Source organism: Mycobacterium innocens, assembly GCF_900566055.1.
GTDB lineage: Bacteria > Actinomycetota > Actinomycetes > Mycobacteriales > Mycobacteriaceae > Mycobacterium > Mycobacterium innocens.
On the sequence record NZ_UPHQ01000118.1, the window covers coordinates 13,424 to 39,999 of the forward strand.

A 26,576-nucleotide genomic window follows, 5' to 3' on the forward strand; every position below is an offset into this window, starting at 1 on the left:
TCGGCGGCGGACACACCGGTGGCGTGGGTCGAGACTGATGCCCCGGTGCTCCGTTGAGCGCGGGTAAGCCGCGTGGGCACCTTATGCTTGCGCTGATGTCTGAGACAACCACGTGCGCGATTATCGGCGGCGGCCCGGCCGGCATGGTCCTCGGGCTGCTCCTGGCCCGGGCTGGTGTCGAGGTCACCCTGCTGGAGAAGCACGGTGACTTCCTACGGGATTTCCGCGGTGACACCGTGCATCCGACGACCCTGCGGCTGCTCGACGAGCTGGGACTGTGGCAGCGTTTCGCGGCGCTGCCCTTCAGCGAGGTCCGCAAGGCGACCTTCGATACGGGCGGACGTTCGGTGACCTACGTCGACTTCGAGCGGCTGCGCCTACCCCACCCGTATATCGCGATGGTGCCGCAGTGGGATCTGCTGAACCTGCTCGCGGAGGCGGCCCAGGCCGAGCCGACCTTCACGTTGCGCATGAAGACCGAAGCCACCGGGCTGCTGCGCGACGGCGATCGGGTGGTCGGAGTGCGCTACCAAGGACCCGACGGCCCCGGTGAGCTGACGGCAGAGCTGACCGTGGCGTGCGACGGGCGCTGGTCGATGGCACGTCAGGAGGCCGGGCTGAGGGCACACGACTACCCGGTCAAGTTCGACGTGTGGTGGTTCAAGCTGCCGTACGAGGACACCACGGAATTCTCGTTGCTGCCGCGATTCGGACCGGGCAAGGCCCTGGTGGTGATTCCCCGGCAAGGGTACTTCCAGATCGCCTACCTGGGGCCCAAGGGTGCCGACGCCGCGTTGCGGGAGCGCGGCATCGAGGCGTTCGGCCGTGACGTCGCCGCGCTGGTTCCCGAGGCGGCCGAGTCGGCGGCGGCGCTGACGTCCATGGACGATGTCAAGCATCTCGACGTGAAGGTGAACCGGCTGCGGCGCTGGCACACCGATGGATTGCTATGCATCGGTGACGCCGCGCACGCGATGTCGCCGCTGGGCGGTGTCGGGATCAACCTGGCCGTGCAGGATGCCGTCGCGGCGGCGACCATATTGGCCGAACCCCTGCTGCGACACCGGATCACCGATCGCGACCTGGCCGCCGTGCGGCGCCGCCGCCTCCTTCCCACCGTGGTGACTCAAACGGTGCAACGGGTACTGCACCGGATGCTGGTCGGCCCACTGCTTGGCGGCAAGGACCCGACCCCGCCGGCGGCGTTACTCGCGGTGGTGGACAAATTGCCGTGGCTGTCGATGCTGCCCGCCTACTTTGTCGGCGTGGGGGTGCGGCCCGAGCATGCCCCCGCATTCGCCCGCCGCGGACCCGGCAACACCAGCGGTTGACCCTGGACGCATGGCCGGACACCGTGCGGTCGTCGAAGCGCCCGTAAGCCGGGGTTAGGTTTGACAGCGCCGTCTCTGGGATACTTACGGATAGACGTCACCGTAGTCGCTGACGTAGTGCCCACGGCGACTGAAGGAGGGGCGAGGGGATGATCGCGAAAAAGTTCGCAGGGAAAGCCGTAATCGCCGCAGCGTTGGGAGCATCCGCGCTCGGACTCGGGGGTGCTGCCGCACAGGCTGACCCGGGGCAGCCGTGGATTCCGCCGGGCCCGCATATCAACGATCGGGGTATTGCGAACCCGTTCCCGCCGGGGCAGGTTCAGCAAGTCTGCCCCTGGCAGGCGCCGCCCGGCCATTGGATCGGGGGCCCGCACGGGTTGCCGTGCACCTGACCTTCATGCGGTGAATGGGGAACCTGCGTCCGTCAGCCGGATCGCCTCGTCCACACGGGAAACGCCGGGTTGACCGTCGCGGGCAGTTAGTGCAATCAACATGCCGGCCGCGGCTTGCTGCCAGGTGAAGGCTTCGGCGCGCCGTCTTGCGCAGGCACGGCGGTCGTGCTCGGGGCGGCTGACGACGCTGCGGACCGCCGCTGCGATGGCGACCGGGTTGTTGCCGGCCGATGCACCGCTGTCTAAGGTGATGATCTCGGCCAGCGCCGACGTGCGCGATACCACGACCGGGGTCCCGCAAGCCAGTGATTCCAGTGCGGCCAGCCCGAAGGTCTCGTGCGGTCCGGGGGCCAGGGTCACGTCGGCGCAGGCCAGCATGGTGGCGACGGCGCGTCGATCGGAGATGAAACCGGTGAACTCGACGGGAAGACCCGCGGCCTGACGTTGCAGTCTGGCGCGCATCGGACCCTCGCCGACGACGACCAGGCGGGCGTCGACACCGGCGTCACACAATGCGGCGACCGCATCGATGCTGCGATCGGCACGCTTCTCGACCGACAGCCGGCCGCAGTGGACCAGCAGGATCTGTGTGGGTGCGGCGAAACGTTGGCGCACCAGGGAGCTGCGCCGGCGCGGGTGGAAGGTCTGCAGATCGACGCCCAGTGGGACGGTGGCGATATTCGTCGCGCCGATGCGGTCGAATTCCGCACGCGCGAACGCGGTGGTGCACACCACGGTGTCGTAGTCGGCGGCGGTTCGCCGGTTCGCCACGTCTGCGAATGCCCGGGCGGTGCGCCGCGGAAGCAGCTGGCCGGCGAAGCGATCGAGGCGTTCGTGGGAGATCATGACCGTTGTCACGCCGCGGTCGCGCCCCCAGCGGCCCAGTGATCGCAGGGTGAGCCGGTCGGAGACCTCCAGGGCGTCGGGCCGCAGCGTTTCCAGCAACGCCCGCACGGGCCCGGGCAGCACCGCGCGGTAGCCTCCGGTGAAGGGAATCAGCTTGGCCGGCAGGGTGATTCGCACGACACCGGTGCCCAACCGAGTATGTGTGGCCCGGGCACCGGGAACGATCAGAAATACCTGATGGCCGCGTGCGCAGTATTCCGATCCCAACCGGTCGACGGCGGTCCGGAGCCCGCCGGAACGAGGTCCGTAGAAGTTGGCGACCTGAACGACACGCATACCGTGAGACAAACGGTCTCTCGTGTGCGGTCCATGAGGTCTACTCGACCGATGCCTGAACGGTCCATGAACTCCATGAACTCCTGCTCAGGACGGCTGCTCAGGAAGACCGGCCAGCCGGCGGCTGCGCCCGATCGCCGCGGTCGTTCCGGGTTTGCGACCGGCCGTTCTGCTCAGCTGGGCTTTTTGAGGTGGGGCCCCAGCATTTGCTGCCATGCCTTGGACATGTTCTGGAACTCCTCCTCGCAATTGCCGGCCCGGTCCTCCGGGAGGTCGCCGGAAGCGACCATGTTGGCGTTGGCTGCCGGGTCGGACCCGTAAATCCAGCACTCCCAGTTGTACATGCGGGTGATGTCCATGGAGTGCCCGTCCCAGAACGGGAGATCGTTGGCGTCGCCGGACTCCTTGGCGCTCAACTTCCAGTCCTGGGCGGTGTTGGTCGCAATCCGGACACCGTTGGGATAGGGCTTTCCGTCGGCGCCGGGAGCCAGCAGCATGAACGCCGAGAGCTGATCGGCCACATCCTCTTCGCGCCCGGTGAAGGCGAGCTGGTAGATGGCCAGGGTGGCGTGACCGAGCTCGTGATAGAACCCGGAGGTCGTCGCATCGATCGCGGCGACCACCGGATCCGGGTTGCCGGCATCGGCGAACCGGTGGTCGCTTTGCTGGATGTCCTCGTAGCACAGTGTTATCTCGTTGGTATCGGGGTCCCAGTAGTCGTTGGGCTCACCACATTGTTTGCCCACAAGTCCCACGTCGTGCGGCAGGTTCAGGGTGTCGTTGACCTGCTGCCCGAGCGCTTCCAGCAGTTTCGCGTCCGTCATGAGCTGGCGGCCTTGCTGTGCCTCCGGTGTTTCGGCGTCTTCGTAGCGGGGGTTCATCCGTCCCGAAGATGCGGGCTCGGTTGTGGAGGCGGTGTTCGAGGCTTGGCTCGATTGGTTTCCCGACGACGACTTTTCGGCGGCCTGGTTGTTGGTGGACCCGCCACACCCGGCAGTCACGAAAAGCGCGGCGAGTGTCGCCAGCGCGGTCGTCGGTTTGTTCATCGCGTTGAACCCCTTCCTTCGGCGCAGCCCCCGTCTCACGGTGGGATGACCTCGTATCCGGCTTTTCGCCGAACGGCGTGAGGCCTGTGAGAACGGTACGACACCCGAGCCATCCCGATGCGGATTTGCGATCCTGAGCCGAAACGCCGGGACGAGCGTTGGCTGCCAACCGAATTACCGACGGCGCCGACCGCCGTGTTGTGCCGGCCGAGCTGTTCGGCGACTGCAGTCTCGAGCCGGCAATGTCACCGGCTGCTGGACCAGTCTCCGGTGATAGCGGACGATCTCTACTATGGCCGCCGACGCCACCGCGACATGGGGCAAGCGAGACGACATGATCGTGCATGCAGAGCTGCCTTACAACGCAGAGCCGCCGATCGCGGCGCTGGCCGGCAGCGACATCACCCCGATCGATGCGTTCTACGCCCGCAATCACGGCCCAATTCCCGGTATCGCGCCCAATCAGTGGCGCCTGACGGTGAGCGGGCGCGTGCACAAACCGCTGACGCTGACCTACGACCAGCTGATCAACGATTTTCCGCGCCACAGTGTGGTGGCGACATTGGCGTGTGCGGGTAATCGGCGCGCCGAGTTGCTGCGCGTGCGAGCGATCCCGGGTAAGGAGCCCTGGCAGCACGGCGCGATCTCGACCGCACAGTGGTGTGGCGCGCGCCTGGCCGACGTCCTCGGCGCGGCCCGGACCCACGTCGAAGACGGGCTGCATGTCGCCTTCGATGCTCCCGACGTAGCCCCGGAGGCCCGGCCCGTCCAGACCTACGGCGGTTCCATCCCGTTGCGCAAGGCGATGTCGCAGGGAGTGCTGCTGGCGTGGCAGATGAACTCCCAACCGTTGCCACCCGCCCACGGCGGCCCGGTCCGGGTGGTGGTGCCCGGGTACATCGGCGCCCGCAGTGTCAAGTGGGTCAGTGCGATCACCGTGCAACCCAGCCCGTCGGAGAACTATTTCCAGGCGCATGACTACCGGATCCTGCCCCCCGACGCCGACCCCGCCACCGCCGCTGCGGGAGAAGGCATTTCGCTTTCGACGCTGGCGCTCAACTGCGACATTCTGCACCCCGTCGACGGTGACGTCGTCGCCGCCGGCGCACTGACAATCCGCGGCTACGGCATCGCCGGCGACGGTCACCGCGTCGCCCGCATCGACTTGTCGCTCGACCACGGGCACACCTGGCGGCAAGCCGAGCTGCACCCGGCGCCCGGCACCTGGTCATGGCGGCCGTGGTCATCGACTTTCGACGTCGAGCCCGGCCGGCTGCACATCACCGCCCGCGCGTGGGACGACACCGGGACGCTGCAGCCGCAAACGCCGGCGTCCCTGTGGAATCCGGGCGGTTACGGCAACAACGCCTGGGCCAGCGTCGCATGCGCAGTGCGGTAGCTTCTCATTCCAAGCCTCCTTTGGTTCAGGGCTCTGACAACAGCACCATGACCCGCCCACCGGCAGCCGGCGCGGGAAAGGCGTTTTCGTTGAATCCGTAGTACTTGCGCTGGGTCGCGGTCACGGCGTCGATCACCTTGCCGGTCGCGCTGACTTCGCCGTGGCGAACATGGGCCATCATGTCCTTGAAATCCGGCACCGCCATCGAATCGGCGAGCAGCAGCGCCTCACCGCCGGTCGGCAGCATCACCAGGATCCCCGCTCCCGCGTAGTTGTTGCCGCCGTGGCCGGTCCCTTGCGGCGCCCAATAGACGGGCTCGGACGCCACTTTGCCTGTTACGCGCCGATATTGGCCGGGATACTGGGTGTCGGCAACGGAGACGACGGGCAAGGCGGCGATGGTGCGCTTCTCCTTCAGCCACATGGCACCGAGCGGGATGCACACGATCGCATACATCAGCACCACCAGAACCAGCACGGGTTTCCAGGCGATTTCCCAGCCGAGGCGACGTTGTGAGAACGGCAGGCACCGCAGTTGCTCGTCGAGCCGGCGGCGGCCGATGCGAAATACGTACCAGGACAACATGCGCGCCACCGCCATGCAGGCGAGGATGATCAGCCCGACGATCCCGCACACCCGGAAGTAGAAGGTGCTGTCGCCCTGGTTGACGGTCGCCGCGACCATCACGGCGGGGATCGGTGCGGTCAGCAGCAGCAGCAGTGCATAAGACGGGTGGCTGGTCAGCTAGGGATAGGTCACCGTCCAGGTTCGGTTTCCGCCGAAGACGGTAAACGCTCCCATGTCGGCGTGCACTGTGGGTGTCCACGAACCCTGGGCGATACGCGGCTTCACCAGGGAGCGCATGAACAAGAACCCGAAAACGAGCGCGACGACGAGGGCTCCCCAAAACGTCGCGTCGAGGCGCTCACCGGTGCCGGGCACGCCGAAGGCGCCATGGATGTCGATGACCTTGCCGACGAAGAAGGCCAACGGCATGACGAAGAACAGTTCCTGCAGCCAGACCTGGATCAGCTGCGGAATGCGGGAGCCGATTCGGTCGAAGGCCAGCACGCGTTGCCAAAGGAACCGCAAAACGCCCATGACGGGGCACCCTATCCACTCCGGAATGCGGCGGAGCGGGATTTCGCTGATCACGCCTCTGGTGCGCCATGACCGTCCGACCAGCAGCGCGGATCGCGGGCCGGAGGCAGATCAGTACCGATAGCCGGTACTGGTGCCCAGAATCTCCACCGCCGCGTTGATGTTCGGGATGACCGTGGGCCCGTAGCGGCTGACGATCTGTCCCAGCGCGCGGGCGACGTGCGGACCGACGGCCTCGGCGGCCAGGATGTCCTCGGCGATGACGATGCCGTTCACCATGTGCGCGGCGAGCAGCCGGCCGTCATGGGCAACTTCATAGCGCCAATCACCGATCTGGATTCGCTCCGGGTTCGACCGGAACAGGCCGCGTCGTGCGGGTGTGTGAATCACTCCCGGAAGATTGGCGAAAACTTTGACCACCAAGGCGACTCCGCCGGGGCCGGCGAGCGCGGCCCCGATGGTCCGGCTCACCTGCTCGGCGTCGAAATGGGCCATCAGTTATCCATGGGCAAGACGAACGACGGCGTGATGGTTTCCCCGCTGCCGGTGCGGCGTACCGCCGTTCCGGCCGTGTAGTACTCCACCGTGTGCAGGCCCCACGCATAGTTGGAGATGGCGAAATGCACGCCCACCACGCCGGTGGCGCCGTCCCGCTCCGCCTCGCTCTGCATGCGCGTCATCGCCAGTTCCCGCGCCTGGTAGTTGCCCTGTGTCCACTGCGGCATCTCCATATTGCGGCCGATCTGTTTCAGCGTCTGCATGAACCCCTGCACGGCGATGTGGAACACGCAATTGCCCATCACGAAGGCCACCGGCGTGTACCCCGATCGCAGCAGCGTCACCATGTCCTGCCCGGACAGGTGGCTGGAGAACGCTTGCCCGTTGGGACGCCGAAATGCCCCGGGCTTGGCGGTGTAGCGCACCGCCGTGCCGACCGCCATGAACTCCAGATGCTCGCCGCCTTCACCGTGATGGCGCCAGTTGAGCCGGACCCCGACGATCCCGTCCGCCTTGAGCGCATCGGCTTCGGCCTGCATGCGCGCCATCGCATTCCAGCGCGCCCGATAAGTCGCCTCGGTCAGTACGCCCAGTTCCTGTTGCTGCCGCATGCCGCTGAACTGGAAGCCGACGTGATAGACAGAGACACCCATGACCAGTTCGATGGGTTCGAACCCGGCCCCGTGCAACAGCGCGAACTCGTTGATCGACAAGTCGGACGTGAATGACTTTTCGGCGTGCGACAAACGATCGCTGGCCACCGGATCGAGCGAGCCTGGTTGCATGTGCAGGTGTTCCCTTCTGTGGTTTGCGTCAGCGTACGACGAGTCCAGCGCCAACGTCGGTGATATCCCGCCTCCGACGCTTTCCGCATCGGTCACCGACATCCTCAGGTGTCGCGGCGGCCGGCCGGATCGGAGCGCGGCTGCCGGATCAAGCCCGAGACGGCACCCGGGCTCCATGCCGTCGCGAGGTTCTTGTGCCGCAAGCGATCTCACCCATCGAAGTAGCTACTGACGCCGGCCGCTCACCGGGACAGGGTGATCGCCTGTTCCGGGCAGTTTTCCGCTCCCGCCACGGCCTGCCGCGCCAGTTCGCCCGAGACTTCCGCGATCCGCACGATGGAGTGTCCGACCTCGTCGGCGTCGAAGACATCCGGCGCCAGGGTGTAGCAGCGGCCATGCCCGACGCAGCGTTCGGCGTCGACCGAGACGTGCGTCATAGCGCGACCGGGAACGTCAGGGGCAACGACTCCACCGACCGCAGGGCGGCGGTGTAGACGAGCTGGGTGCCGGGCTTGATGTCGTAATCCGGGATGCGGTGGTGGAATTCGCGCAACGCCACCCGCAGCTCCATGCGCGCCAGGTGGGAACCGAGGCACCGATGCGGACCGCCACCGAACGCCCGGTGCCGGTTCGGGTTGCGGGTGAAGTCCACTCGTTCCGGATCGGGGAACTCCGCCGGGTCGGTGTTGGCCGCGCCGAGTAGCGGGCTGACGCGTTCACCTTTGCGGATCGGGCATCCCCCCACTTCGACGTCGTGCATGGCCACCCGGGCGACGCCGGGCACCGGCGTCTCCCAGCGCAATAGCTCCTCAACCGCATGCGGCAGGACGTCGGGCTGCTCGATGAGTTGACGACGATGGTCGGGGTGTCGCGCCAGGTAGACGAAGAAGCAGTCGAGCGAGTCGGTGACCGTGTCCAGGCCCGCGATCAGGAACAGGAAGCAGATGTCGAGCAGTTCCTCGCGGGATAGAGGTTGGCCGGCCACCTCCCCTTTTAGCCCTTTGACGTTGGCCGCGATCATCGCGGACAGCACGTCGTCGCGCGGGTTGGCGATGTGGTCGTCGATAGCCCGGTCGAAGTAGTCGTAGATCTGTTGCGCTACGGCTGCCGAGGCCTCGTGGCGGTCGTCGTAGCCGGTGGAACCCGGGGGACGGATGACGCCGTCCTTCCACTCCAGGAATTTGTCGAGGTCTTCCAGGGGAAGGCCCAGCAGCTGCAGGAAGACGGTGCACGGCAGCGGCACCGCGAACTCGGCATGGAAGTCGCATTCACCGCGGCCGGCGAACCGGTTGATCATCTCGTTCACCAGCGCGGTGACGTGGGGTTCGCGCCGAGCCATCTCCCGCGGAGTGAACAGCGGATCGAGGACACGGCGGTACTTGGCGTGTTCGGGCGGGTCGATTTGCAGCGGGATCAGCGGCCGCAGGTTACCGAGATCGACGGCATCCATGTTGGAGGAGAACAGGTCGGTGCGTTTGAGCGCCATCTCGATGTCGGCAAGCCGGCTCAGAACCACCGCCTGCGGCGCCCGGAACACCGGGGTCGACTCCCGCAGCGCCTTGTACATGGGTTGTGGTTCGGCGATTCCGGTCACCGCCTGATCGACATACCCCTCGGTTTCAGTCATGCAGATAGCGTGGCACCGGCGCCGGGAGCGGGGCAATGCCTGCGGGCCCTTTATATTGCAAAAATACGTAACTTACCGATGTTGCGGTTTCACCGCTGCCGCGCTCACCCGGAAGTCGGTTCGGGTCGCTGGCCGCCGTGCCGTTTGCGGGCCAGCGAGGTGACGCTGCGCAGCGCGCCGCGCAGTGCGTAACCGGCAGCCACCACCGACAGCACGATCAGCAGGATGAACGTCGGCAGCCAGTTGCTGCGGCTGTGGTTGACCTCCCACCAGATGACGGTGAACAGCAGCACGCACAGCAACAGCACGATGTCGCGCCAGTTGCCCTGGTAGGACATTGCGGCTTTGCGCAGCGCGCGACTTCGGTCGGCGGCGTCCACCAGGTCACCGATGCGCTCGTTGATCGTGCGCTCCAGATCGGCGCGTTGCGGGGCATCGGCGGGAAGCCGATCGAGCAGGTCCATGTCCTGCTTGAGCTGGCCGCGAAAGTCGGTGCCCTTGAATTGCCCAGCCGCAACGGCCAGCATGACACCACCGAAGACGGGCGCACTGCCCAATGCGAGCTCTCGCAGACCCGACACCTGTATTCCTCCTCCGGGCCCAGACCGCCACCGTCGGCCGGCTGCGGATTGCCGAGCCCGAAGAGGTGCGGCAACCGTGGCACTGTTGACCGGTCGAGAGCCGTTTACGTGATCCGAGCAGGACTATAGGCGCTGAGCGGTCGGGTCACTCGTCTCGGGTGGTGGCCCATAACCCGGGCCGCGGGCATCGCCGGTGGCATCGACGACGGACGTCGCAAGTCCCGGTGCGCGGCCCAATTCCCGGCAGCCGGGCAGTTTGGGAGCTCTCGATAGCCCAAATCTCCCTGCCGGGCAATGGGTTTGATTCACCGCGGCGCTGAAGCCGGGGTCGCCACAGTTACCGTCGAGGTGCGCGGAATTCGCTGACGTGCGGTGCTAGCCGCGCGACGAGCGCTGCCACTAACATCGCATGAATGGCTGAGGCGGGCGTAGCGGGGCGGCGTGCCAACAAGCGCGGCCTGGCGACACGCGAAAGCATGCTCGAGGCTGCGATACGGTCGCTGGCGACCGGTGAACCCGGGGCCGCGTCGGCCAATCGCATTGCCAAGGACAGCGGCGCCACCTGGGGCGCGGTCAAGTACCAATTCGGCGATATCGACGGGTTGTGGGCCGCAGTTCTGCACCGCACGGCGGCGCGGCGGGGCACGTTTCCGTCGAATGCAGTCTCCAGCGGTCCGCTTCACGTACGGGTCTCGGGCATTATCAATACTTTGTACGAGGGGCTGACGTCGACCGATTCCCGTGCGATCGAGACACTTCGCCGGGCACTGCCCAACAACCGTGCCGAACTCGAGCGGCACTATCCCCGAACCGCTGCCGAGCTGGCGTCGTGGCAGCAGAGCTGGGCTACGACCTGCCAGAGGGCATTCGCGGATATGGATGTCGATCCCGACCGGGTACGCGAGGTCGCCGCGTTCATCCCGGGAGCGATGCGCGGCATCACCTCCGAAAGGCAGCTGGGTACCTACTCCGACCTCGATCAGGCCCGTCGCGGGTTGACCAATGCGATCGTCGCCTATCTGGAAAACTCTGGGGCACAGTGACTTCCGCGGGAGAGTCCGGAATCGTGCGCGTGGTGTGCTGCCGACGGTCAGAACCGATAGCCGGGCGAGCGGGCTCGGCTGATGCACCAGGGTATCTGCACACCGGTCCGGCGTAACAGGTTGTGGCCGAGCACGATCGCCGCAGCTGGGACGAGCGGTACAGCAGTCAGGGACCGCCGGCAGTCGATGCTGTCGGTCCGCCCAGCGCCTTTGGATGTCACGCGGACGTATTTCCCACCGCGGGAAGGGCTCTCGATCTGGCCTGCGGTCCGGGGCTGGGCGCGGTCTGGTTGGCACGCCGAGGCTTGGAGGTTTGGGGAGTGGACATCTCTACGGTAGCGATTGGCCAGGCACGGGATTTGGCCGCGCGTTGCGGGGTCGCCGATCGCTGTCAATTCGACGTTGTCGACCTGGACGTTGGTTTACCGCCCGGGCCACCCGTCGACGTGATCGTCTGCCATAAGTTCCTGGATCGTCGCCTGGACCGGCCAATAGTCACGCGATTGGCACCGGGCGGGTTGCTGGCCATCGCCGTGCTCAGTGAGGTCGGCGCGGCTGCGGGTCCCTTCCGCGCCGGGCGGGGCCAGCTCCGGGCGGCGTTCGCCGGACTGGACGTGATTGCTGTTGGGGAAGGCCAGGGGCAGGCCTGGCTGTTGGCGCGGGCCTAACCCTAACCGTCAGGCTCGGTGGGCCGGAACTGCGAAACCGCTTGTGCTGCAGTGATAGTCCGCGCCATGGTCGTAACTTTGGGTGCCAGGTGGTGCGGTGCCGACCGTCTCGGCAGCACCGGTCCGGTTGTCCTCGGCGGCAACGGTGCCGGCGGCACCCGGGGGAGCAGGCCGGGGCTTTTTGCCGAATCCACCGCCAACGATCGGAAACTATGCGAACCTGAACCGATATTGCGCGGAGCAACATCAGGGGGCAGCCATGTCCGAGCTTTTCCCGGCCTACCGGGCTAGTTGGGAAACCGATCAACATCGCGAGCTGCGCAAGTATGCTGCCGAGTTCCTGCTCAAGGAGTCCACTCCCAACCAAGAACGCTGGGCCCGCGAGCATCAGGTCGATCGTGAGTATTGGAACAAGCTGGGCGACGCGGGGTTGCTCGGGCTGGACCTGCCGGAGCGGTTCGGCGGCGCCGGTGGCGATTTCGGTTATTCCGCGGTCTTCGCCGAAGAGCAGGCACTGGCGCACGACACCTCCTCGGGGTGGGCGGTGCACTCACCGATCGCCGCGCACTACCTCAATGCCTACGGCAACGAGGAACAGAAGCAACGCTGGCTGCCCAGGGTGATCAGCGGCGACGCCGTGCTGGCGATCGCGATGACCGAACCCGGTGCCGGCTCCGACCTGCAGGGGATCCGCACCACCGCCGTCCGCGACAGCTCACACTATGTGATCAACGGTTCGAAGACCTTCATTTCCAACGGAACTCACTGTGATCTGCTGATCATCGTCACCAAGACGGATCCGGCGGCCGGTGCGGCGGGGGTTTCCTTGATCGTCGCCGAAACCGACGAGAATCTGCACGGCTTCGAGCGCGGGCGGGTCCTGGAAAAGATCGGCCAACACGGCCAGGACACCCGGGAGTTGTTCTTCTCGGACATGCGGGTGCCGGTGGCGAACCTGCTCGGAGAAATCGAGGGGCTGGGTTTTTACCAGCTGATGGAGCAGCTGGCCCGGGAGCGACTGGTGATCGCCTCGCAGTGCGCCGGTTTGGCCGAATGCGCGGTGCTCGAGGCGATCCGCTACAGCAGGCAGCGGGAGGCGTTCGGGCGCCCGTTGATCCAGTTCCAGCACAGCAGGTTTGAGTTGGCACAGCTCAAGGCCGAGACGCTGTCGATCAAGACCACCGTCGACCACTGCGTGCAGCAGTACATCGACGGCAACAACGACCCGGCCACGGCGTCGATGGCCAAGCTGATCGCTGCGGACAAGGCGGTCGACATCGTCGATCGGTGCCTGCAGTTCTTCGGCGGCTACGGCTACATGATGGAATACCCCATTGCGCGCGCGTATGCGGCGGCTCGGGTGACCAAGATCTACGGCGGCACAAGCGAAATCATGAAGGAGATCATCAGCCGGTCGCTGTAGGCGCCGGTCGGGCACACCTGCGTCGGGTACTGTCCCCAGCATGGAACGGCGCGTCCTCGAAGCGATCATTTATGAGCGCGAACCACCGATCGCGCGGATCATCTTGAATCGGGTCGACAAGGCCAACACCAAGGATGCGGTCCTGGTCACCGAAGTCGACAACTGCCTGCATGAGGCCGACCGCGATCGAGAGATCAAGGTCGTCATTCTCAAGGCCAACGGCAAGGGTTTCTGTGGCGGGCACGTGGCACGCTGGGGTCCGGACGAAAACCCTTACCCGGATTTCGGCAGTACCTTCGAGGATCTGTACAAGGGCACCGCTGACCTATTCCTGTGGCCCACGCTGTATCTGTGGGAGTTTCCCAAGCCGACGATCTCCCAGATCCACGGCTACTGCATGGGCGGCGGCATCTATCTGGGCCTGTTGACCGACTTCTGCGTCGCCTCCGAGGACGCGTATTTCCAGATGCCGCTTGCTCAAAGCCTCGGCGAGCCCGGCGGGCACACCATGATCGAGCCGTGGTTGATGATGAATTGGCACCGCACCATGGACTGGCTGCTGCTGGCGCCAACGTTGTCGGCGCAGCAAGCCCTCGACTGGGGTCTGCTCAACCGGGTGGTGCCCCGCGATGCCCTGGAAGCCACCGTCGAGGAGATGGCGCGCAAGATCGCGCAGATCCCGCTCACGACGCTGATGGCGGTGAAGAACAACGTCAAGCGAGCCTGGGAACTGATGGGTATGCGGGTGCACCTGCAGGTCAGTCATATCCTGACCAACATGGTCGGCGCCGCATCCGATGTCCAGGCGCGCCGAGCCGAGCTGATGGAATCCGGAATGAAGCCGCGCGATTTCGTCGACGATTCCTACGTCCCGCCAACGTGACGCTGCAGTCACATTCGCAGCCGAGCGTGACGATGGCGTCACGCTGGGGGCAAGTGCCGGCCGGCGTGTCGGGCGGCAACGTAGCCGAACACCATGGCACTGGCGATGCTCGCGCCGGCTCCTGGATAGGTGCGTCCCATCACCGTCGCGGTGGTGTTGCCGGTGGCGTAGAGGCCCTCGATCACCCGGTCGTGCTCGTCGAGAACCTGGGCGTGTTCGTTGGTGACCACGCCTCCGCAGGTGCCGACATCGGCCGGAAACACTCTGGTTGCGTAGTAGGGTGCCCGGCGCAGCGGGCCCAGGGCGGCGTTGGGTCGATATCCAGGGTCGCCCAGGCAGGCGTTGTAGGCCGACTGACCGCGGCCGAAGTCGGGATCAAGGCCCTGGGCCGCAAAGTGGTTGAACCGCTGGATCGTTCGCGTCAGCGCGTCGACGGGCACACCGATCTGGCGGGCCAGGTCGCGGATGGTGTCGCCGCGCTTGACGGCGCCGCTGTCGATGAACTCGGGCGGCAGGTGCCGGTTGAGCGGGTTGGTGCCCGTAACGTACCGGCGGACGTAGCCGTGGTCGAAGATCATCCAGCACGGCACCGCTTTGTTGGCATACATCGCCTTGCCCACTTCGACGTAGGAGTTCGACTCATTGCAGAACCGGCGGCCGGCCGAGTCGACGTAGATGGCTCCCGGTCGTTGCCGTCCCGACCCCAGTGACGCCGCAGCGGCGCCGCCGTTGGCGATGAATACCGAAGGCAGCCACCACGCTTCGTCGAGCAGGTCGGTTTTCGCGCCCAGCCGCATGGCCGCCTGCAGCACCTCCCCGGTGTCGCCGGCATTGGCGATCGACCACTTACCGTCGTTGGGCTGATCGCCGCTGTATTGCCGTCGCATCTCGACGTTGTGGCCAAAGCCGCCGGCCGCCAACAGGACTCCCTTGCGCGCCTCGATGCTCACCGCAATACCGTCGCGGATGACGCGTGCCCCGACCACCCGGCCGTCGTCGACGACGAGATCGTCCATGGCGGTGTCAGTCCACAACGGCGGCCGGCCGTCGCTGACGTCGATGAGCACCTTGAGCATTTGGCCGATCAATGATGCTCCGTTGGTGAGGATTTGGCGGCCGCGGACCCGGGCGGCGCGGGTGCGCAGAAACACCCGGGCCGCTACGGCGAAGGCGCGTGGCGATCGGTTGAAGTACTGCACCGAGCGCAATTCGTTGGTCAGCACCACGTAGCCGTAGTTCTTGGCCAGCGGCGGCTGCAGCCGGTCGCTCCAGGCCCCCAGCTCGGCGGCGTCGAACGGAACTCCCTCGACGGTGCGGCCGGCGGCGTTGCCGCCCTGGTGATTCGGGTAGTAGTCGCTCCAGCCGGCACACCGGATCAGCCGAACCCCTTTGCGGACAAGGAAATTGATCATCTCGTAGCCCGCGGACAGGAACATTTCCCGGCGGGCAGCCGAAGACGCCGCGCCGACGTCGCCGACCACGTCGGCCAGGTAGCCAAGCCCGTCTTCGTAAGTGTCGGCGATGCCGTCGGCCCGCATCAACGGGTTGTTGGGTAGCCAGACGACACCGCCGGAAAGGCCCGTCGAACCACCGACCAGGGCCTGCTTCTCGACGATGAGCGGCCCGAGCCCACGGTCGAGTGCCGCCAGCCCCGCTACCATGCCGCCCCCGCCGCTGCCCACGACGAGCAGGTCGACCGAGCGGTCCCACCGGGGGCTCACTGTGGCGCCGAAACGTCTGAAGTGAATCCCAGGTCGGCGATCGGCACGTCGATGGTGGTGTTGGTCTGCTGGATCGCGGGCACCAGCGTGTCGTAGGGCAGCCCGGCCAGGAACCCGTCGATGACCCGCTCGAAGTTCGAGATCAGTCCCTCGATCTGGTTCGACAATCGCATGTATTCAAATCCCTTGGAGTGCAGACCTTTTTGCTGCCGCGGCAGATTGGAGAAGTCCTGCGCGGGAATCGGCGGCCAGCTCGGGTCGTCGGGCGCCTTGGGTTCCGGCGGGGCGGGCTTGCCGGTGACCTGATCGGGTGGAATCCGGGTGAGCGACCAGATCTCGAACAACGTCTCCTCCGGGCCCAGCGGACGAATCCGGTACGAGGAAGCGCTGCTGTATTGCGGCAAAAGGAAGTAATGCGGGAAGCCGAACCCGATCGCGTCGACGATGCCGCGCCGCGCCAACTCGTTGAGGTCGGGAACATCGCATCCCCGCGCGCGATGCCAGGCGACGACGGCGTCGTTGAGCGTGGCGCGCCAGGCGGTCGTTGCCTCGGCGGGATCGTCCGGCAACTCGATGTGCTGCAGGCCTTCGGCGATGCGAATGTCGTTGGCGTGGGTCATGCCGCCCATGCCGGCGCCGAGCGTCCGCATGAAATACAGGCTGCTCTGGATGACCGGGTGGGTGTTCGGCGCGGGTGCACCCGGCGCCGACGGCAACAGCTGCGGGTGGGTCTGCGGCACGTGATAGCCCTCCATGAACGCCGCCGTGGCAAGCTTCCAGTTCACCGGCAATCGGCACGACTGCCACCACTCGGTGCGCAGCGATTCGACCTCCCAGGCGTCGTAGATCGAGGCGAACGGCTCCAGGCAGGCACGCAACGCCGGCGCCCCGTCGTCGAGATTGATCCATGCGCACCCACCCCAGAGTTCGCACCGGACCGACACGAGCGCAAGATCCTCCGGGCACAGGTTGTGCTCGTCGAACACCTCCGGCCGCGCCACATAGGTGTTGCATCCGTCGATGCCCCAGCACCAGCCGTGGAAGGGGCACACGAAGGTGCGTCGAGATCCGTTGCCTTCCACCAGCTTTACTCCACGATGCCGGCACGCGTTGTGGTAGGCCCGTACGTCGTCACCGGCTGCCCGCACCACGATGATCGACTCGTCGAGGATCTGGTACTCCACGTAGTCGCCCGGCTTGGGGATCTCCTCGAGCCGGCAGGCCATCTGCCAGACGCGAGGCCACAGCATCGCCGCTTCCAGCGCGTAGAACTCGGGGTCGTAGAAGCGCTGCTTGGGGATTCGGTCGGCGGTCCGGACCGCCCACGGCACCAGCAGCGGTGTCCAGTTCACCTCAATGCTCACCATCTGGCTTTCCTCGCTCACACGATGCTCACACGATCCGGGACGTGCGGCCTTGCCAATAACGTTCGCGGATACGCCTTTTGTAAAGCTTTCCGTTGGGGTCGCGGGGCAGCTCCGCGGCGAAGTCGACGCTGCGCGGGCACTTGTATGCGGCCAGGTGCGCGCGGCAGTAGTCGATCAGCTCGGCTTCGAGGTCGGGTCCGGCCGTAACCCCTTCCGCCGGTTGCACCACGGCCTTGACCTCCTCGCCGAACTCGTCGTTGGGGACGCCGAACACCGCCGCATCGACGAGCTTGGGGTGCATGACCAACAGGTTCTCCGCCTCCTGCGGATAGATGTTGACCCCGCCGGAAACAATCATGAACGTCGAGCGGTCGGTGAGATAGAGGTATCCGTCGTCGTCCAGGTAGCCCATGTCGCCCAGCGAGCGCCACCCGTGTTCGTTGCACACCGACGCGGTCTTGGCGGGATCTTTGAAGTACTCGAACGGTGGGCCGCCCTCGAAATAGAGCTCGCCGGACTGTCCGACGGGCAGCTCACTTCCGTCGCCGCCGACGACGTGCACCGGGCTCAACGGTTTGCCGACCGAGCCCGGGTGGGCCAGCCACTCCCGCGGGCCGATCGTGGTGCCCGCGAATCCCTCGGTCCCCCCGTAGTATTCGTGAATGATCGGCCCGAACCAGTCCATCATCCGGTGCTTGACGTCCACCGGGCAGGGGGCGGCAGCGTGCAGCACGCACTGCAGGCTGGAGATGTCATAGCCGCGCCGCACCTCTTCGGGCAGCTTGAGCATCCGCACGAACATCGTCGGCACGAACTGGGAGTGGGTGACCCGGTGGATCTCGATCAGCCGCAGCACGGTTTCGGCGTCGAACTTGCCCGTGATGATCACCGTGGCGCCGACGCGGTGGACCGCCATGGCGTAGTTCACGCCCGCGGCGTGGTAGAGCGGCGCGGGGGACAGGTACACGCTGGCCGGGCTCATCCCGTAGCGCTGGGTGAGCGCCATCTCGAGAACCGCCTGAGCCCAGGAGCCGTTGGCGGTGGGCAGCGGGCGGCGCACCGCCTTGGGCCTTCCGGTGGTGCCCGACGAATACAGCATCTCGCTGCCGTCGGAAGCCGGGAAATCCGGGCCGGCGTCGGCCAGCGCGTCCTGGTAACAACGCCAGCCGGGTATCGACCCGCCGACGCAGACCAGGACGCGGCTGCTGTCGGCCAGTTTGCCCGCCAGGTCGGCAAAAGCCGAGTCGAGGAACACCGCCCGGGCCTCGCAATCGTCGACGATGTAGGCCACCTCGTCGACGGTGAGGTGAGTGTTCACCGGCGTGTAGTAGAGCCCGGAAAGCTGGCAGCCCCAGGTGATTTCGAGAAATTCCAGGCGGTTGGCCAGCAGCAGAGCCACCCCGTCGCCGCGGCTGAGGCCGGCCTCGTGCAGCAGCGCCGCCACGCCCCGGCTCCGGGCATGCAACTGTGCATACGAGAGGGCCGGCCCGTCGCCCACGACAAGTGCCGGAGCTGCGCTGCCGGCGTGGTCGCTCAGGTTCATCGGCGTAACATCCCGCGCCCCAACGGCATCAGGTCGCCGGGGAGCCGTCGGTCGACTCGGCCGCCGCCGCCTGGCGGCGCGCCATCTCGGCGGGCTTGATCTTGCCCTTCAGCACCTGCTGCACCAGGGCCTGCACGTCGGCGCTGATCGACGCCAACGCCACCAGGTCGTTGGAGCTTTGCCAGTGCACCCGCATGCCCATCAGCTCCCAGGCGCGTTTGATGTTGGCCTTGGTCGCCAACAGTGTCGTCAGCGGAGCCTGCGCGATGTGCCGCGCGATCGCGTCCACCCGGGCGTCGAGTTGATCGCGGGGGACCACCTCGTTGACCAGACCCACCGCCAGCGCCTTTTGCGCGTCGATGACTTCGTTCAGATACAGGTAATACGACGCCCGCCGCCAATTCATGAACACCCACGGCTCGATCGAGCATTCGCCCGACGGCATGCCGAACCCCTGCAATGGCGGGTACTGAAAGTAGGCGTCCTCGGAAGCGATGACGATATCGGTAGTCAGCCCGTAGTGCGTGCCCCCGCCCACGCAGTAGCCGTGGACCTGGGCAATCGTCGGTTTGGCGAACTCCCACAGGTTGAGTACCGGCTTGACGAACAGGTCGGATTGCGGCTTCCACGGCGTGCCCATGACCTTGGCGCCCTCGACGAACGCCGGATAGTCGACCGCGTTGTTGCCGATCGCGTGTCCCGAGCAGAAACCCTTGCCGTTGGCCTTGAGGATCAGCACCTTGATGTCGTAGTCGCGGTCCGCGTCGGCCAGGGCGGCGTCGACTTCCTCGGCTAGTTTCTGGTCCTGGGCATTCGCCTTCTCCGGCCAGTTCAGCGTGACCCGCGCTATCGCACCGGTCTTCTCGTAGATGATGCGCTCGCGAGTTTCCTTGAGGTCCATGCCTTCTCCTGAATCATGAGGTGATGACGCCGATCGGTACGCCGATGTCGTAGGTCCCACCGGCTGCTGCGGTCCACTGCACGACGCCGGACGCGCCGGCTTCGATCTCCTGTTCGACCTTCTCGGTTGCGATGACGTAGATCGGGGTGCCCTCCTCGACATGCTGGCCGCTCTCGACGAGAAGTTCGACGAGCTCGGCTTCGGATACCGCGACCGAGACGCGCGGGATGCGAATGACGAAGTCAGCCATGCACTCTCGTCCTGTCCAGGGTTCGCTGTGCGGCTGCGACGATCCGTTCCGGCGAGGGATACACCTGCGCCTCCAGCGCCGCGGCGGCCGGGTTGGGGACGAACCGCGCGCCGACCCGCTCGACAGGTGCGACGAGTTCGCCGAACAATTCCGATTGCAGTATCGCGGCGATCTCCGCCCCGGGTCCGCCGAACTGCACCGCGTCGTGCACCACGACGGCTCTTGTTGTGCGACGGACGGATTCGACGACGGTCTCGACATCGAGCGGTACCAGGGTGCGCAGGTCGACGACCTCGGCGCTGACGCCCTGTTCCTGCAGCGTGGCCGCGGCCGCGAGCGCGTCGTACACGCTGCGCCCGTAGCCGATCAGGCTTACATCGGTGCCCGGTCGTTTGATATCGGCCTGGCCCAACGGAATCGAGAAACCCGGGTCGATGGGGACGGGTCCGCGGTTGCTTTGCAGGCGGATGGTTTCGACGAACAGGCAAGGATCCTCGTCGAAGATCGCGGTGGTCAATAAACCCTTGCCGTCGCGCGGGGTGGACGGCACGATCACCTTCATCCCGGGGATGTGCATGAACCACGCCTCCAACGTCTGCGAATGCGTGGCACCGGTGCCCAATCCGGCGTATACCTGGGTGCGCACGGTGATCGGCGCCGTGGTGCGTCCGCCCGTCATGAAGCGCAGCTTGGCGGCATGGTTGATCAACTGGTCGGCGGCGATCCCGATGAAATCCATGATCATGATCTCGGCTACCGGCAGCATCCCGTCGATCGCCGCGCCGATCGCGGCGCCCATGATCGCGGCTTCCGAGATCGGGGTGTCCACGACTCGGTCGTTGCCGTACTTCGTCGACAGGCCCGCGGTGGGCCCGGACGCGCCGGGATCGGCGATGTCCTCACCGAGCAGCAACACCCGGTCGTCGGCCTGTAGCGCCTGATCGAGTGCGAGGTTGAGCGCCTCGCGCATCGTCATCTCTTGTTCGGTCATCCGCCACGTCCTCAAGCCGGGAACCCGACCGGCGTTGCGTATACGTCACGTTCGAGTTCGTCGATCGACGGTGCATCGGCGCTCATGACCGTGCGCAACGCCGTCTCCACCTGCTGCTGCGCGTCGTCGTCGATGCCGGCGAGCTCGTCCTCGCCGCAGATCCCGGCCTCGACGAGATAGTTGCGGAACCGTGGCACCGGGTCGGCCGCCATGGCCGCCGCCAGTTGATCTTTTGGTATGTAGGGCATCCGGTCACCGAAGTAGTGGCCGCGGAAGCGAAACGTCACGCACTCGATGAAGGTGGGACCGCCACCGCCGCGGGCGGCGTCCACCGCTTGGTCGAGGGCCGACGCGACCGCCAGCGGGTCGTTACCGTCGACCGTGACACCGGGCATTCCGTAACCGGTGGCCCGATCCGCGACATGTTCGAGCTTCATCGTGGCGGACGTGGGTGTCATCTCCGCGTACTGGTTGTTCTGGCACACGAACACCACGGGCAGATCCCAGAGCGCGGCCATGTTGGCCGCTTCGTGGAAGGAGCCGGTGTTGGTGGCGCCGTCGCCGAAGCTGACCACCGTGACGCGATCCAGGCCCTTGCGCTTGCCGGCCAGCGCCAGCCCGACGGCCACCGGCGGCCCGGCGCCGACGATGCCGGTCGAAAGCATCACGCCCACCGCGGGATTGGCGATATGCATGGTGCCGCCCTTGCCGCGGCTGGCGCCGACGGTGCGTCCCATCATCTCCCCGAAGATCTCCTGCAGCGACACCCCCTTGCCGATCAGATCATGTAACCCCCGGTAGGTCGTCGCCAGCTGATCGTCGGTCCGCAACACCACACCCATCGCCGCGGCGATGGCTTCCTGGCCGCGCGACGGCCAGTACACGCAGATGAACTCCCCGGTGCTGATGCCCTTGGCCAGCCGGTCGTCGGCGGTTTTCATCAGCACCATCAGCTCGTAGAGGCGGCGCTGGAAGTGGCCGGAACGGTCGGTGGTCACGGTGTGTCTCCAAGTTCCATGTGCTGCAAACGAATTGACCACACCGCGATCACCCGCCGGACCACGGATTGACCTTGAGAAAGCCGCCGCCGTCCACCCGCAGCTGCTGGCCGGTGACGTAGCGGGCCGCATCGGAGGCGAGGAACAGCACGGCCTCGCTGATGTCTTCGGGTTCGACATAGGGGATCGGCATCGCTTGCACCACCGGGAAAACCGGTTCGGCGTCCGCACGAGTGGGGTTCGGCAGGTCCGGCCGGAAGGCCCGGTACATGGGGGCGCTGTGCAACATGTCGGTGTTGACGTTGGTCGGGTGTACCGCGTTCATCCGGATGGAGAAGGGGGCCAGCGCCAGGGCGAAGTCGTTGACGTAATGCGCGGCAGCGATTTTCGCGAAGGCATAGCCTGCCCCGCCAGGGCCGCCGTCGATGCCGGTGGTGTTCATCGACGACATGAATGCCGCGTTGGAACCGATCACGATGATCGACGCGCCGGCGCGTAGGTGTTTGAGGCTGGCGTGCACCAGGTTGAGCACACCCACCAGGTCCACGTCGACCGCGTCGGCGAAGGCCTGCGGCGGCAGGCCGGCGGTGAGCGGGCAGATGCCGGCATTGGCGACCACGATGTCGAGGCGGCCCAACTCGGACACCGCGTTGTCGATCGCCGTCGACAACACCGTACGGTCGCGGACGTCGGCGATCGCGGCGATGACCCGCCGGCCTTCCTTTTCCACCAGACGCGCGGTCTCGTCCAGGTCCTCCGGCCGGGCCAGCGGATACTCGTTCGTCTCGATATCGGCGCACAAGTCCACCGCGACGATGTCGGCACCCTCTGCGGCGAGCAACCGGGCATGCGAGCGGCCCTGCCCGCGTGCGGCGCCACTGATCACCGCCACCTTACCGGCCACCCGGCCCGCTATCCGGCTCATCGCCGCCCCTTGTCCGCGTCCCTATACCAATGACCCCCATTGGGAGTCAAAGCCTTTCGCTGTCCGCGCGGTGTAGGCGCCGGGCGGCGCCGGGTCCGGGCAGCGGCCAACCGCACCGGCATCCAACCGTTGGTGGGTCCCATCGCATCTCTTCCGGAGAACCGCGCGTACCTGCAGTCGGGATATCGCCATCCGCTACGCTAGCTAGAATATCTAAAATAGCAAGGAATAGCTGCGGCGGCCGAGGGGATTGCGATGGCAGGGGTACTCAACGGTGTCCGGGTTGTCGAGCTGGCTTCGTGGACCTACGTACCGTCGGCCGGTGCCGCCCTGTCGGATTGGGGCGCCGACGTGATCAAGGTGGAGGGCGTCGCGGCGGGCGATCCCGGCCGGGCATTGGTGGTCGGCGGCTTCACCCGCGAAGCGGCCCGGGTCGACGCCGACTTCATCCTCGAGTTGGGCAACCGCGGCAAGCGCAGTATCGCGATCGACATCAAATCCGAAACCGGGCGTGAGCTGTTCGGTCGCCTGCTGGCCAGCGCGGATGTGTTCCTGACCAATTGGCTACCCGGCGCGCTGGAGCGCGCCCGGCTGACCGTCGAGGACATCCGCTCCTTCAATCCCACGATCATCATCGCCAGAGGAACGGGACTTGGCGTGCGCGGCCCGGATCGCGATCGCGGTGGCTTCGATGCCGCCACCTACCTGGCACGTGGCGGGGTGGCGTATACCCTCACCCCGTTCGGCAGCGAGACCCCCGCTGTGCAGGGGCCGGCGTTCGGCGACCTGCAGGGCGGGGCGACACTCGCCGGTGGTGTGTGTGCTGCGTTGTTTCACCGGGAACGCACCGGAGAGCCGTGCATCGTCGACTCGTCACTGCTGGCTCAGGCGATGTGGGCCATCGCGCCGTCGATTTCGGCGGCCGACTTCTTCGATATCGACGGCATTCCCGGGGCACCTCCCGGGTTGGCTATCAATCCGCTGGTGAACCGGTACAAAACCAGGGACGGCAGGTGGATTCAGCTGGTGTTCTTACAACCCGACAAATTCTGGGCCGGCTTTTGCCGGCGGATGGGACTTGCCGAGCTGATCGCCGACGAGCGGTTCGTGCCGTCGCGCAACCTCATCGCCAACGCGGCCGAAGCAACGCAGATCTTCGCCGCTGCGTTTGCCGGCCACGACCTTGCACATTGGCAGAAGGTGCTCGAGGACGAACCGGGTGTATGGGCGGCCCTGGCGACGCCACGGGAGACGCTCAACGATCCTCAGGTCGAACCCAACGGGTACGTGGTGACCAACCGCGATGACCACGGCGAGCCGTACCGGATCGTGGCCGCGCCGGTTCAATTCAACGAAACCCCGCCGGATCCCGCGCGAGCCCCGGAGCATGGGCAGCACACCGAGGAGATTCTGCTCGAGCTCGAGGTGGACTGGGACGACATCGCAAAGGCCAAGGATCTCAAAGCGATCCTGTGAGAGCGGCCGGCTACCGAGCGTCCGGCTACCGAGCGGTGGCTGCCCGGCGGGCGGCGATCTTGGCGCGCACGGTATCCATGTCCAGTGATTTCATCTGATCGATCAGGTTCTCCAGCACCGCTGGCGGCAGCGCGCCGGCCTGGCTGTAGACCAGAACCCCGTCGCGAAACGCCAGGATGGTCGGAATTGAGCGGATGCCCGCCGCAGCGGCCAGTTCCCGTTCGGCCTGGGTGTCGACCTTGGCGTGCACCACGTCGGGATGGGTCCGTGCCGACCTCTCGTAGATCGGGGCAAACGCCTGGCATGGGCGACAGTAGGACGCCCAAAAGTCAACCAGCACAAGCGGATTGTCGGTAACCGTGGACTCGAACGTGTCGTGGGTAAGATTGACGGTCGTCATCGTCGGTCCTTCCATCGGGGATGTTGATCTAAGAACACATACCCGGTGGGGTATATTCCATCGTGTCGGCAGTGGCTATTCATACCCCCCTGGGTACTATGGTGGATAAGACCGATGCGACGGGAGGATCCACCGTGATTGGTGATCAAGACAGCATGGCTGCGGTACTGAACCGGCTGCGGCGCGCCCAAGGGCAGCTGGCCGGAGTGATTTCGATGATCGAGCAGGGCCGCGACTGCAAAGACGTGGTTACCCAACTGGCGGCGGTGTCGCGGGCGCTCGACCGGGCCGGGTTCAAGATTGTTGCCACCGGATTGCGGGAATGCATCACCGGAGCCCAGTCCGACGGTGCCGCGCCGTTGAGCGAAGCCGAGTTGGAGAAGCTCTTCCTGGCGCTGGCCTGAACAGAAGTTCCTACAAGAATCCGAAGAGAACATCTGAAAAGATAGAGGAGATATTGGTGATGGATATTGCATTGTCGGCCACCTTGCACACCGGCTTCGACGAGGCGGTCAAGCGCACCCGCGAGGCGCTGGCGCAGCAAGGCTTTGGCGTCTTGACCGAGATCGACGTGAAGGCAACCCTGAAGGCCAAACTCGACGAAGACATGGAGGACTACCTGATCCTCGGCGCCTGCAATCCGCCGCTGGCGCACCGCGCAATCGAGGCGACCCGCCAGATCGGCACTCTGCTGCCCTGCAATGTGGTGGTGCGATCGGACCCCGAACAGGCCGGCACCATCGTCATCGAAGCGATGAACCCGCGGTTGTTGGCCGACATCACCGGTGAACCCAAGCTTGCCCCGATCGCCGATGAAGTCACCGGCCGGATCCAAGCCGTCATCGACGAGCTGCAAAGCTCGGACAAGGCGCCCGAACGGTCGCCGGCGTAATCGGTACCCTTGCGACCCTCAGGTTCCCACAAGTACCCGAAGGGGTAACGAGGTCGATGTCAGAACAACACCATCACGAGGTCCTCGAGGAGCTGCGGCCGCAACACCGGGCGCTTCGCAGCCAGATTCCGGATGTCTACAAGGGATTTGCGGCCCTGAGCGGCGCCGCGCTCACCGACGGCGCCCTCAGCCGTAAGGTCAAGGAACTCATGGCGATGGCGATCGGGGTGGTACAGGGGTGCGACGGCTGCATCGCCTCCCACGCTCAGGCCGCGGCCCGCGCGGGTGCCACCGCTGAGGAAGCTGCCGAGGCGATCGGTGTCACCATCCTCATGAACGGGGGACCGGCCACCATCCACGGCGCTCGGGCCTACACCGCATTCTGCGAATTCGCCGAGACCAAACCTTCTTAGGGCCGTCCTAACGTCGTCCGGCGGCGCTGGGCCGCCGACAGCCGCGAGATCGCTGAAACATTCCGGGCCCGTCCGGCGAAACGATCGGTAGGTCTCCCGGAAATGCGGGTGTGCTGACCCGATGGCGATACCCTTTGCCGAGGGTTGATGGCGACCGGGCGACCGCCGGGTTTCCGTGACGTGGTGGGAGGTCCCTGATGTCGTATCTCATCGCGGCCCCAGAGCTGGTGGCGGCGGCGGCAACGGATCTGGGGAGTGTTGGTTCGTCGCTAAGTGCGGCCAACTTCGCGGCTGCCGCGCCAACGACGGCAGTGCTGGCGGCCGGCGCCGACGAGGTGTCGGCCGCGATCGCTGCCCTGTTCGGGGCGCATGCCCAGGCCTATCAGCTGCTCAGCGCCCAGGCCGCGGCATTCCATGAACAGTTTGTGCAGCTGCTCACCGCGGGAGCGGGCTCGTATTCCCTCGCCGAGGCTGCCAATGCCTCGGCTGCACAATCCTTGCAGCAGGACGTGCTCGACCTGATCAACGCGCCCGCCCAGGCGCTGTTCGGGCGTCCGCTGATCGGCAACGGCACCAACGGGGCTCCGGGGACGGGTGAAAGCGGCGGTGACGGCGGGATCTTGATCGGCAACGGCGGCAATGGCGGGTCCGGCGGCATCAACCAGGGCGGCGGCAACGGCGGCAACGCCGGCTTGTGGGGCAACGGCGGCGCCGGTGGAGCCGCGGGGAATTCCACCAC

Annotated in this window: 29 protein-coding genes; 11 read left to right on the plus strand and 18 right to left on the minus strand. The window is 66.1% G+C overall.

Features of this window, described 5'->3' with window-relative positions:
- Positions 1-95: 95 nt before the first annotated feature.
- Complete coding sequence (locus EET03_RS13015) at positions 96-1,331, plus strand: FAD-dependent oxidoreductase (RefSeq protein ID WP_082274730.1); 1,236 nt, start codon at positions 96-98, stop codon at positions 1,329-1,331.
- Between the two features lie 395 nt (positions 1,332-1,726).
- On the opposite strand, the gene EET03_RS13025 is transcribed toward EET03_RS13015, so the two are convergent.
- Together EET03_RS13025 and EET03_RS13030 are read right to left on the minus strand one after the other, a co-directional pair.
- Positions 1,727-2,905: a glycosyltransferase gene (locus EET03_RS13025; RefSeq protein WP_082274729.1), complete on the minus strand. Its 1,179-nt coding sequence runs from the start codon at positions 2,903-2,905 to the stop codon at positions 1,727-1,729.
- A gap of 173 nt (positions 2,906-3,078) precedes the next feature.
- Positions 3,079-3,951 (minus strand): DUF4344 domain-containing metallopeptidase, encoded by an 873-nt coding sequence (locus EET03_RS13030; RefSeq protein ID WP_075543454.1) that lies wholly within the window; start codon positions 3,949-3,951, stop codon positions 3,079-3,081.
- A 292-nt stretch (positions 3,952-4,243) separates the two neighbouring features.
- On the opposite strand from EET03_RS13030, the gene EET03_RS13035 reads away from it, so the two are divergent.
- Entirely contained in the window at positions 4,244-5,350 is a 1,107-nt protein-coding gene (locus EET03_RS13035) for a sulfite oxidase (protein WP_099193523.1), read from the plus strand.
- Positions 5,351-5,375: 25 nt separating this feature from the next.
- Here EET03_RS13035 and EET03_RS31485 read toward each other — a convergent pair whose 3' ends face one another.
- The 7 genes from EET03_RS31485 to EET03_RS13065 all read right to left on the minus strand — a co-directional run bounded on the left by EET03_RS31485 (position 5,376) and on the right by EET03_RS13065 (position 9,949).
- Positions 5,376-6,035, minus strand: coding sequence for a hypothetical protein (locus tag EET03_RS31485; RefSeq protein ID WP_244232343.1), 660 nt, complete (start codon positions 6,033-6,035; stop codon positions 5,376-5,378).
- Positions 6,036-6,095: 60 nt separating this feature from the next.
- A complete protein-coding gene (locus tag EET03_RS31490; protein WP_244232344.1) occupies positions 6,096-6,452 on the minus strand; it encodes a hypothetical protein in 357 nt (118 codons plus the stop codon).
- 111 nt (positions 6,453-6,563) lie between these two features.
- Entirely contained in the window at positions 6,564-6,947 is a 384-nt protein-coding gene (locus EET03_RS13045) for a DUF5073 family protein (protein ID WP_075543456.1), read from the minus strand.
- Positions 6,947-7,735 (minus strand): heavy metal-binding domain-containing protein, encoded by a 789-nt coding sequence (locus tag EET03_RS13050; RefSeq protein WP_075543479.1) that lies wholly within the window; start codon positions 7,733-7,735, stop codon positions 6,947-6,949. The genes EET03_RS13045 and EET03_RS13050 overlap by 1 nt, the downstream gene beginning before the upstream one ends.
- 242 nt (positions 7,736-7,977) lie before the next feature.
- Positions 7,978-8,172, minus strand: a complete 195-nt coding sequence (locus tag EET03_RS13055; RefSeq protein ID WP_075543457.1) for a ferredoxin — start codon at positions 8,170-8,172, stop codon at positions 7,978-7,980.
- Complete coding sequence (locus EET03_RS13060) at positions 8,169-9,362, minus strand: cytochrome P450 (RefSeq protein ID WP_075543458.1); 1,194 nt, start codon at positions 9,360-9,362, stop codon at positions 8,169-8,171. Before EET03_RS13060 ends, EET03_RS13055 begins: the two co-directional genes overlap by 4 nt.
- 104 nt (positions 9,363-9,466) lie before the next feature.
- Complete coding sequence (locus EET03_RS13065) at positions 9,467-9,949, minus strand: hypothetical protein (protein WP_208649048.1); 483 nt, start codon at positions 9,947-9,949, stop codon at positions 9,467-9,469.
- 407 nt (positions 9,950-10,356) lie between these two features.
- Between EET03_RS13065 and EET03_RS13070 the strand changes: the two genes are divergently transcribed.
- The 4 genes from EET03_RS13070 to EET03_RS13085 all read left to right on the plus strand — a co-directional run bounded on the left by EET03_RS13070 (position 10,357) and on the right by EET03_RS13085 (position 13,960).
- A complete protein-coding gene (locus EET03_RS13070) occupies positions 10,357-10,986 on the plus strand; it encodes a TetR/AcrR family transcriptional regulator (protein WP_099193524.1) in 630 nt (209 codons plus the stop codon).
- Between the two features lie 122 nt (positions 10,987-11,108).
- Entirely contained in the window at positions 11,109-11,654 is a 546-nt protein-coding gene (locus tag EET03_RS13075; RefSeq protein WP_075543460.1) for a class I SAM-dependent methyltransferase, read from the plus strand.
- A gap of 259 nt (positions 11,655-11,913) precedes the next feature.
- A complete protein-coding gene (locus EET03_RS13080; protein WP_075543461.1) occupies positions 11,914-13,077 on the plus strand; it encodes an acyl-CoA dehydrogenase family protein in 1,164 nt (387 codons plus the stop codon).
- 40 nt (positions 13,078-13,117) lie between these two features.
- Positions 13,118-13,960 carry an enoyl-CoA hydratase-related protein gene (locus EET03_RS13085; protein ID WP_075543462.1) on the plus strand — a complete coding sequence of 281 codons (843 nt, stop codon included), beginning with the start codon at positions 13,118-13,120 and terminating at the stop codon, positions 13,958-13,960.
- Positions 13,961-13,998: 38 nt separating this feature from the next.
- Here EET03_RS13085 and EET03_RS13090 read toward each other — a convergent pair whose 3' ends face one another.
- The 8 genes from EET03_RS13090 to EET03_RS13125 all read right to left on the minus strand — a co-directional run bounded on the left by EET03_RS13090 (position 13,999) and on the right by EET03_RS13125 (position 22,656).
- Positions 13,999-15,681: an FAD-binding protein gene (locus EET03_RS13090; protein ID WP_099193525.1), complete on the minus strand. Its 1,683-nt coding sequence runs from the start codon at positions 15,679-15,681 to the stop codon at positions 13,999-14,001.
- A complete protein-coding gene (locus tag EET03_RS13095) occupies positions 15,678-17,048 on the minus strand; it encodes an aromatic ring-hydroxylating oxygenase subunit alpha (protein WP_099194181.1) in 1,371 nt (456 codons plus the stop codon). The genes EET03_RS13090 and EET03_RS13095 overlap by 4 nt, the downstream gene beginning before the upstream one ends.
- 25 nt (positions 17,049-17,073) lie before the next feature.
- Entirely contained in the window at positions 17,074-18,591 is a 1,518-nt protein-coding gene (locus EET03_RS13100) for an acyl-CoA synthetase (protein WP_075543464.1), read from the minus strand.
- Positions 18,592-18,619: 28 nt separating this feature from the next.
- Complete coding sequence (locus EET03_RS13105) at positions 18,620-19,492, minus strand: enoyl-CoA hydratase-related protein (protein ID WP_075543465.1); 873 nt, start codon at positions 19,490-19,492, stop codon at positions 18,620-18,622.
- A gap of 13 nt (positions 19,493-19,505) precedes the next feature.
- The gene (locus tag EET03_RS13110; protein ID WP_075543466.1) at positions 19,506-19,742 is read right to left on the minus strand and encodes a biotin/lipoyl-containing protein; all 237 of its coding nucleotides are present in this window, start codon (positions 19,740-19,742) and stop codon (positions 19,506-19,508) included.
- Positions 19,735-20,733, minus strand: coding sequence for an alpha-ketoacid dehydrogenase subunit beta (locus tag EET03_RS13115; RefSeq protein WP_075543467.1), 999 nt, complete (start codon positions 20,731-20,733; stop codon positions 19,735-19,737). The genes EET03_RS13110 and EET03_RS13115 overlap by 8 nt, the downstream gene beginning before the upstream one ends.
- A gap of 11 nt (positions 20,734-20,744) precedes the next feature.
- Positions 20,745-21,683 carry a thiamine pyrophosphate-dependent dehydrogenase E1 component subunit alpha gene (locus EET03_RS13120; RefSeq protein WP_082274731.1) on the minus strand — a complete coding sequence of 313 codons (939 nt, stop codon included), beginning with the start codon at positions 21,681-21,683 and terminating at the stop codon, positions 20,745-20,747.
- 97 nt (positions 21,684-21,780) lie between these two features.
- A complete protein-coding gene (locus tag EET03_RS13125) occupies positions 21,781-22,656 on the minus strand; it encodes a mycofactocin-coupled SDR family oxidoreductase (protein ID WP_075543469.1) in 876 nt (291 codons plus the stop codon).
- Between the two features lie 255 nt (positions 22,657-22,911).
- On the opposite strand from EET03_RS13125, the gene EET03_RS13130 reads away from it, so the two are divergent.
- A complete protein-coding gene (locus EET03_RS13130) occupies positions 22,912-24,132 on the plus strand; it encodes a CaiB/BaiF CoA transferase family protein (protein WP_063471487.1) in 1,221 nt (406 codons plus the stop codon).
- 25 nt (positions 24,133-24,157) lie between these two features.
- Here EET03_RS13130 and EET03_RS13135 read toward each other — a convergent pair whose 3' ends face one another.
- A complete protein-coding gene (locus EET03_RS13135; protein ID WP_063471511.1) occupies positions 24,158-24,532 on the minus strand; it encodes a thioredoxin family protein in 375 nt (124 codons plus the stop codon).
- 134 nt (positions 24,533-24,666) lie between these two features.
- Between EET03_RS13135 and EET03_RS13140 the strand changes: the two genes are divergently transcribed.
- The 4 genes from EET03_RS13140 to EET03_RS13155 form a co-directional block, all read left to right on the plus strand.
- Complete coding sequence (locus tag EET03_RS13140) at positions 24,667-24,936, plus strand: metal-sensitive transcriptional regulator (RefSeq protein WP_063471510.1); 270 nt, start codon at positions 24,667-24,669, stop codon at positions 24,934-24,936.
- A 59-nt stretch (positions 24,937-24,995) separates the two neighbouring features.
- On the plus strand, positions 24,996-25,424 hold the full coding sequence (locus EET03_RS13145) for a DUF302 domain-containing protein (RefSeq protein WP_063471486.1): 429 nt from the start codon (positions 24,996-24,998) through the stop codon (positions 25,422-25,424).
- 56 nt (positions 25,425-25,480) lie between these two features.
- The gene (locus EET03_RS13150; protein WP_063471485.1) at positions 25,481-25,837 is read left to right on the plus strand and encodes a carboxymuconolactone decarboxylase family protein; all 357 of its coding nucleotides are present in this window, start codon (positions 25,481-25,483) and stop codon (positions 25,835-25,837) included.
- A 197-nt stretch (positions 25,838-26,034) separates the two neighbouring features.
- Positions 26,035-26,576 (plus strand): PE family protein (locus EET03_RS13155; protein WP_136625694.1); only part of this gene is annotated, 542 nt, incomplete at its 3' end.

Coding starts and splice junctions, on each gene's coding strand:
- EET03_RS13015 (WP_082274730.1), top strand. CDS start 96: ATGTCTGAGACAACCACGTGCGCGATTATCGGCGGCGGCCCGGCCGGC.
- EET03_RS13025 (WP_082274729.1), bottom strand. CDS start 2,905: ATGCGTGTCGTTCAGGTCGCCAACTTCTACGGACCTCGTTCCGGCGGG.
- EET03_RS13030 (WP_075543454.1), bottom strand. CDS start 3,951: ATGAACAAACCGACGACCGCGCTGGCGACACTCGCCGCGCTTTTCGTG.
- EET03_RS13035 (WP_099193523.1), top strand. CDS start 4,244: ATGGCCGCCGACGCCACCGCGACATGGGGCAAGCGAGACGACATGATC.
- EET03_RS31485 (WP_244232343.1), bottom strand. CDS start 6,035: ATGGTCGCGGCGACCGTCAACCAGGGCGACAGCACCTTCTACTTCCGG.
- EET03_RS31490 (WP_244232344.1), bottom strand. CDS start 6,452: ATGGGCGTTTTGCGGTTCCTTTGGCAACGCGTGCTGGCCTTCGACCGA.
- EET03_RS13045 (WP_075543456.1), bottom strand. CDS start 6,947: ATGGCCCATTTCGACGCCGAGCAGGTGAGCCGGACCATCGGGGCCGCG.
- EET03_RS13050 (WP_075543479.1), bottom strand. CDS start 7,735: ATGCAACCAGGCTCGCTCGATCCGGTGGCCAGCGATCGTTTGTCGCAC.
- EET03_RS13055 (WP_075543457.1), bottom strand. CDS start 8,172: ATGACGCACGTCTCGGTCGACGCCGAACGCTGCGTCGGGCATGGCCGC.
- EET03_RS13060 (WP_075543458.1), bottom strand. CDS start 9,362: ATGACTGAAACCGAGGGGTATGTCGATCAGGCGGTGACCGGAATCGCC.
- EET03_RS13070 (WP_099193524.1), top strand. CDS start 10,357: ATGGCTGAGGCGGGCGTAGCGGGGCGGCGTGCCAACAAGCGCGGCCTG.
- EET03_RS13080 (WP_075543461.1), top strand. CDS start 11,914: ATGTCCGAGCTTTTCCCGGCCTACCGGGCTAGTTGGGAAACCGATCAA.
- EET03_RS13085 (WP_075543462.1), top strand. CDS start 13,118: ATGGAACGGCGCGTCCTCGAAGCGATCATTTATGAGCGCGAACCACCG.
- EET03_RS13095 (WP_099194181.1), bottom strand. CDS start 17,048: ATGGTGAGCATTGAGGTGAACTGGACACCGCTGCTGGTGCCGTGGGCG.
- EET03_RS13100 (WP_075543464.1), bottom strand. CDS start 18,591: ATGAACCTGAGCGACCACGCCGGCAGCGCAGCTCCGGCACTTGTCGTG.
- EET03_RS13105 (WP_075543465.1), bottom strand. CDS start 19,492: ATGGACCTCAAGGAAACTCGCGAGCGCATCATCTACGAGAAGACCGGT.
- EET03_RS13110 (WP_075543466.1), bottom strand. CDS start 19,742: ATGGCTGACTTCGTCATTCGCATCCCGCGCGTCTCGGTCGCGGTATCC.
- EET03_RS13115 (WP_075543467.1), bottom strand. CDS start 20,733: ATGACCGAACAAGAGATGACGATGCGCGAGGCGCTCAACCTCGCACTC.
- EET03_RS13120 (WP_082274731.1), bottom strand. CDS start 21,683: ATGGTGCTGATGAAAACCGCCGACGACCGGCTGGCCAAGGGCATCAGC.
- EET03_RS13125 (WP_075543469.1), bottom strand. CDS start 22,656: ATGAGCCGGATAGCGGGCCGGGTGGCCGGTAAGGTGGCGGTGATCAGT.
- EET03_RS13130 (WP_063471487.1), top strand. CDS start 22,912: ATGGCAGGGGTACTCAACGGTGTCCGGGTTGTCGAGCTGGCTTCGTGG.
- EET03_RS13135 (WP_063471511.1), bottom strand. CDS start 24,532: ATGACGACCGTCAATCTTACCCACGACACGTTCGAGTCCACGGTTACC.
- EET03_RS13145 (WP_063471486.1), top strand. CDS start 24,996: ATGGATATTGCATTGTCGGCCACCTTGCACACCGGCTTCGACGAGGCG.
- EET03_RS13150 (WP_063471485.1), top strand. CDS start 25,481: ATGTCAGAACAACACCATCACGAGGTCCTCGAGGAGCTGCGGCCGCAA.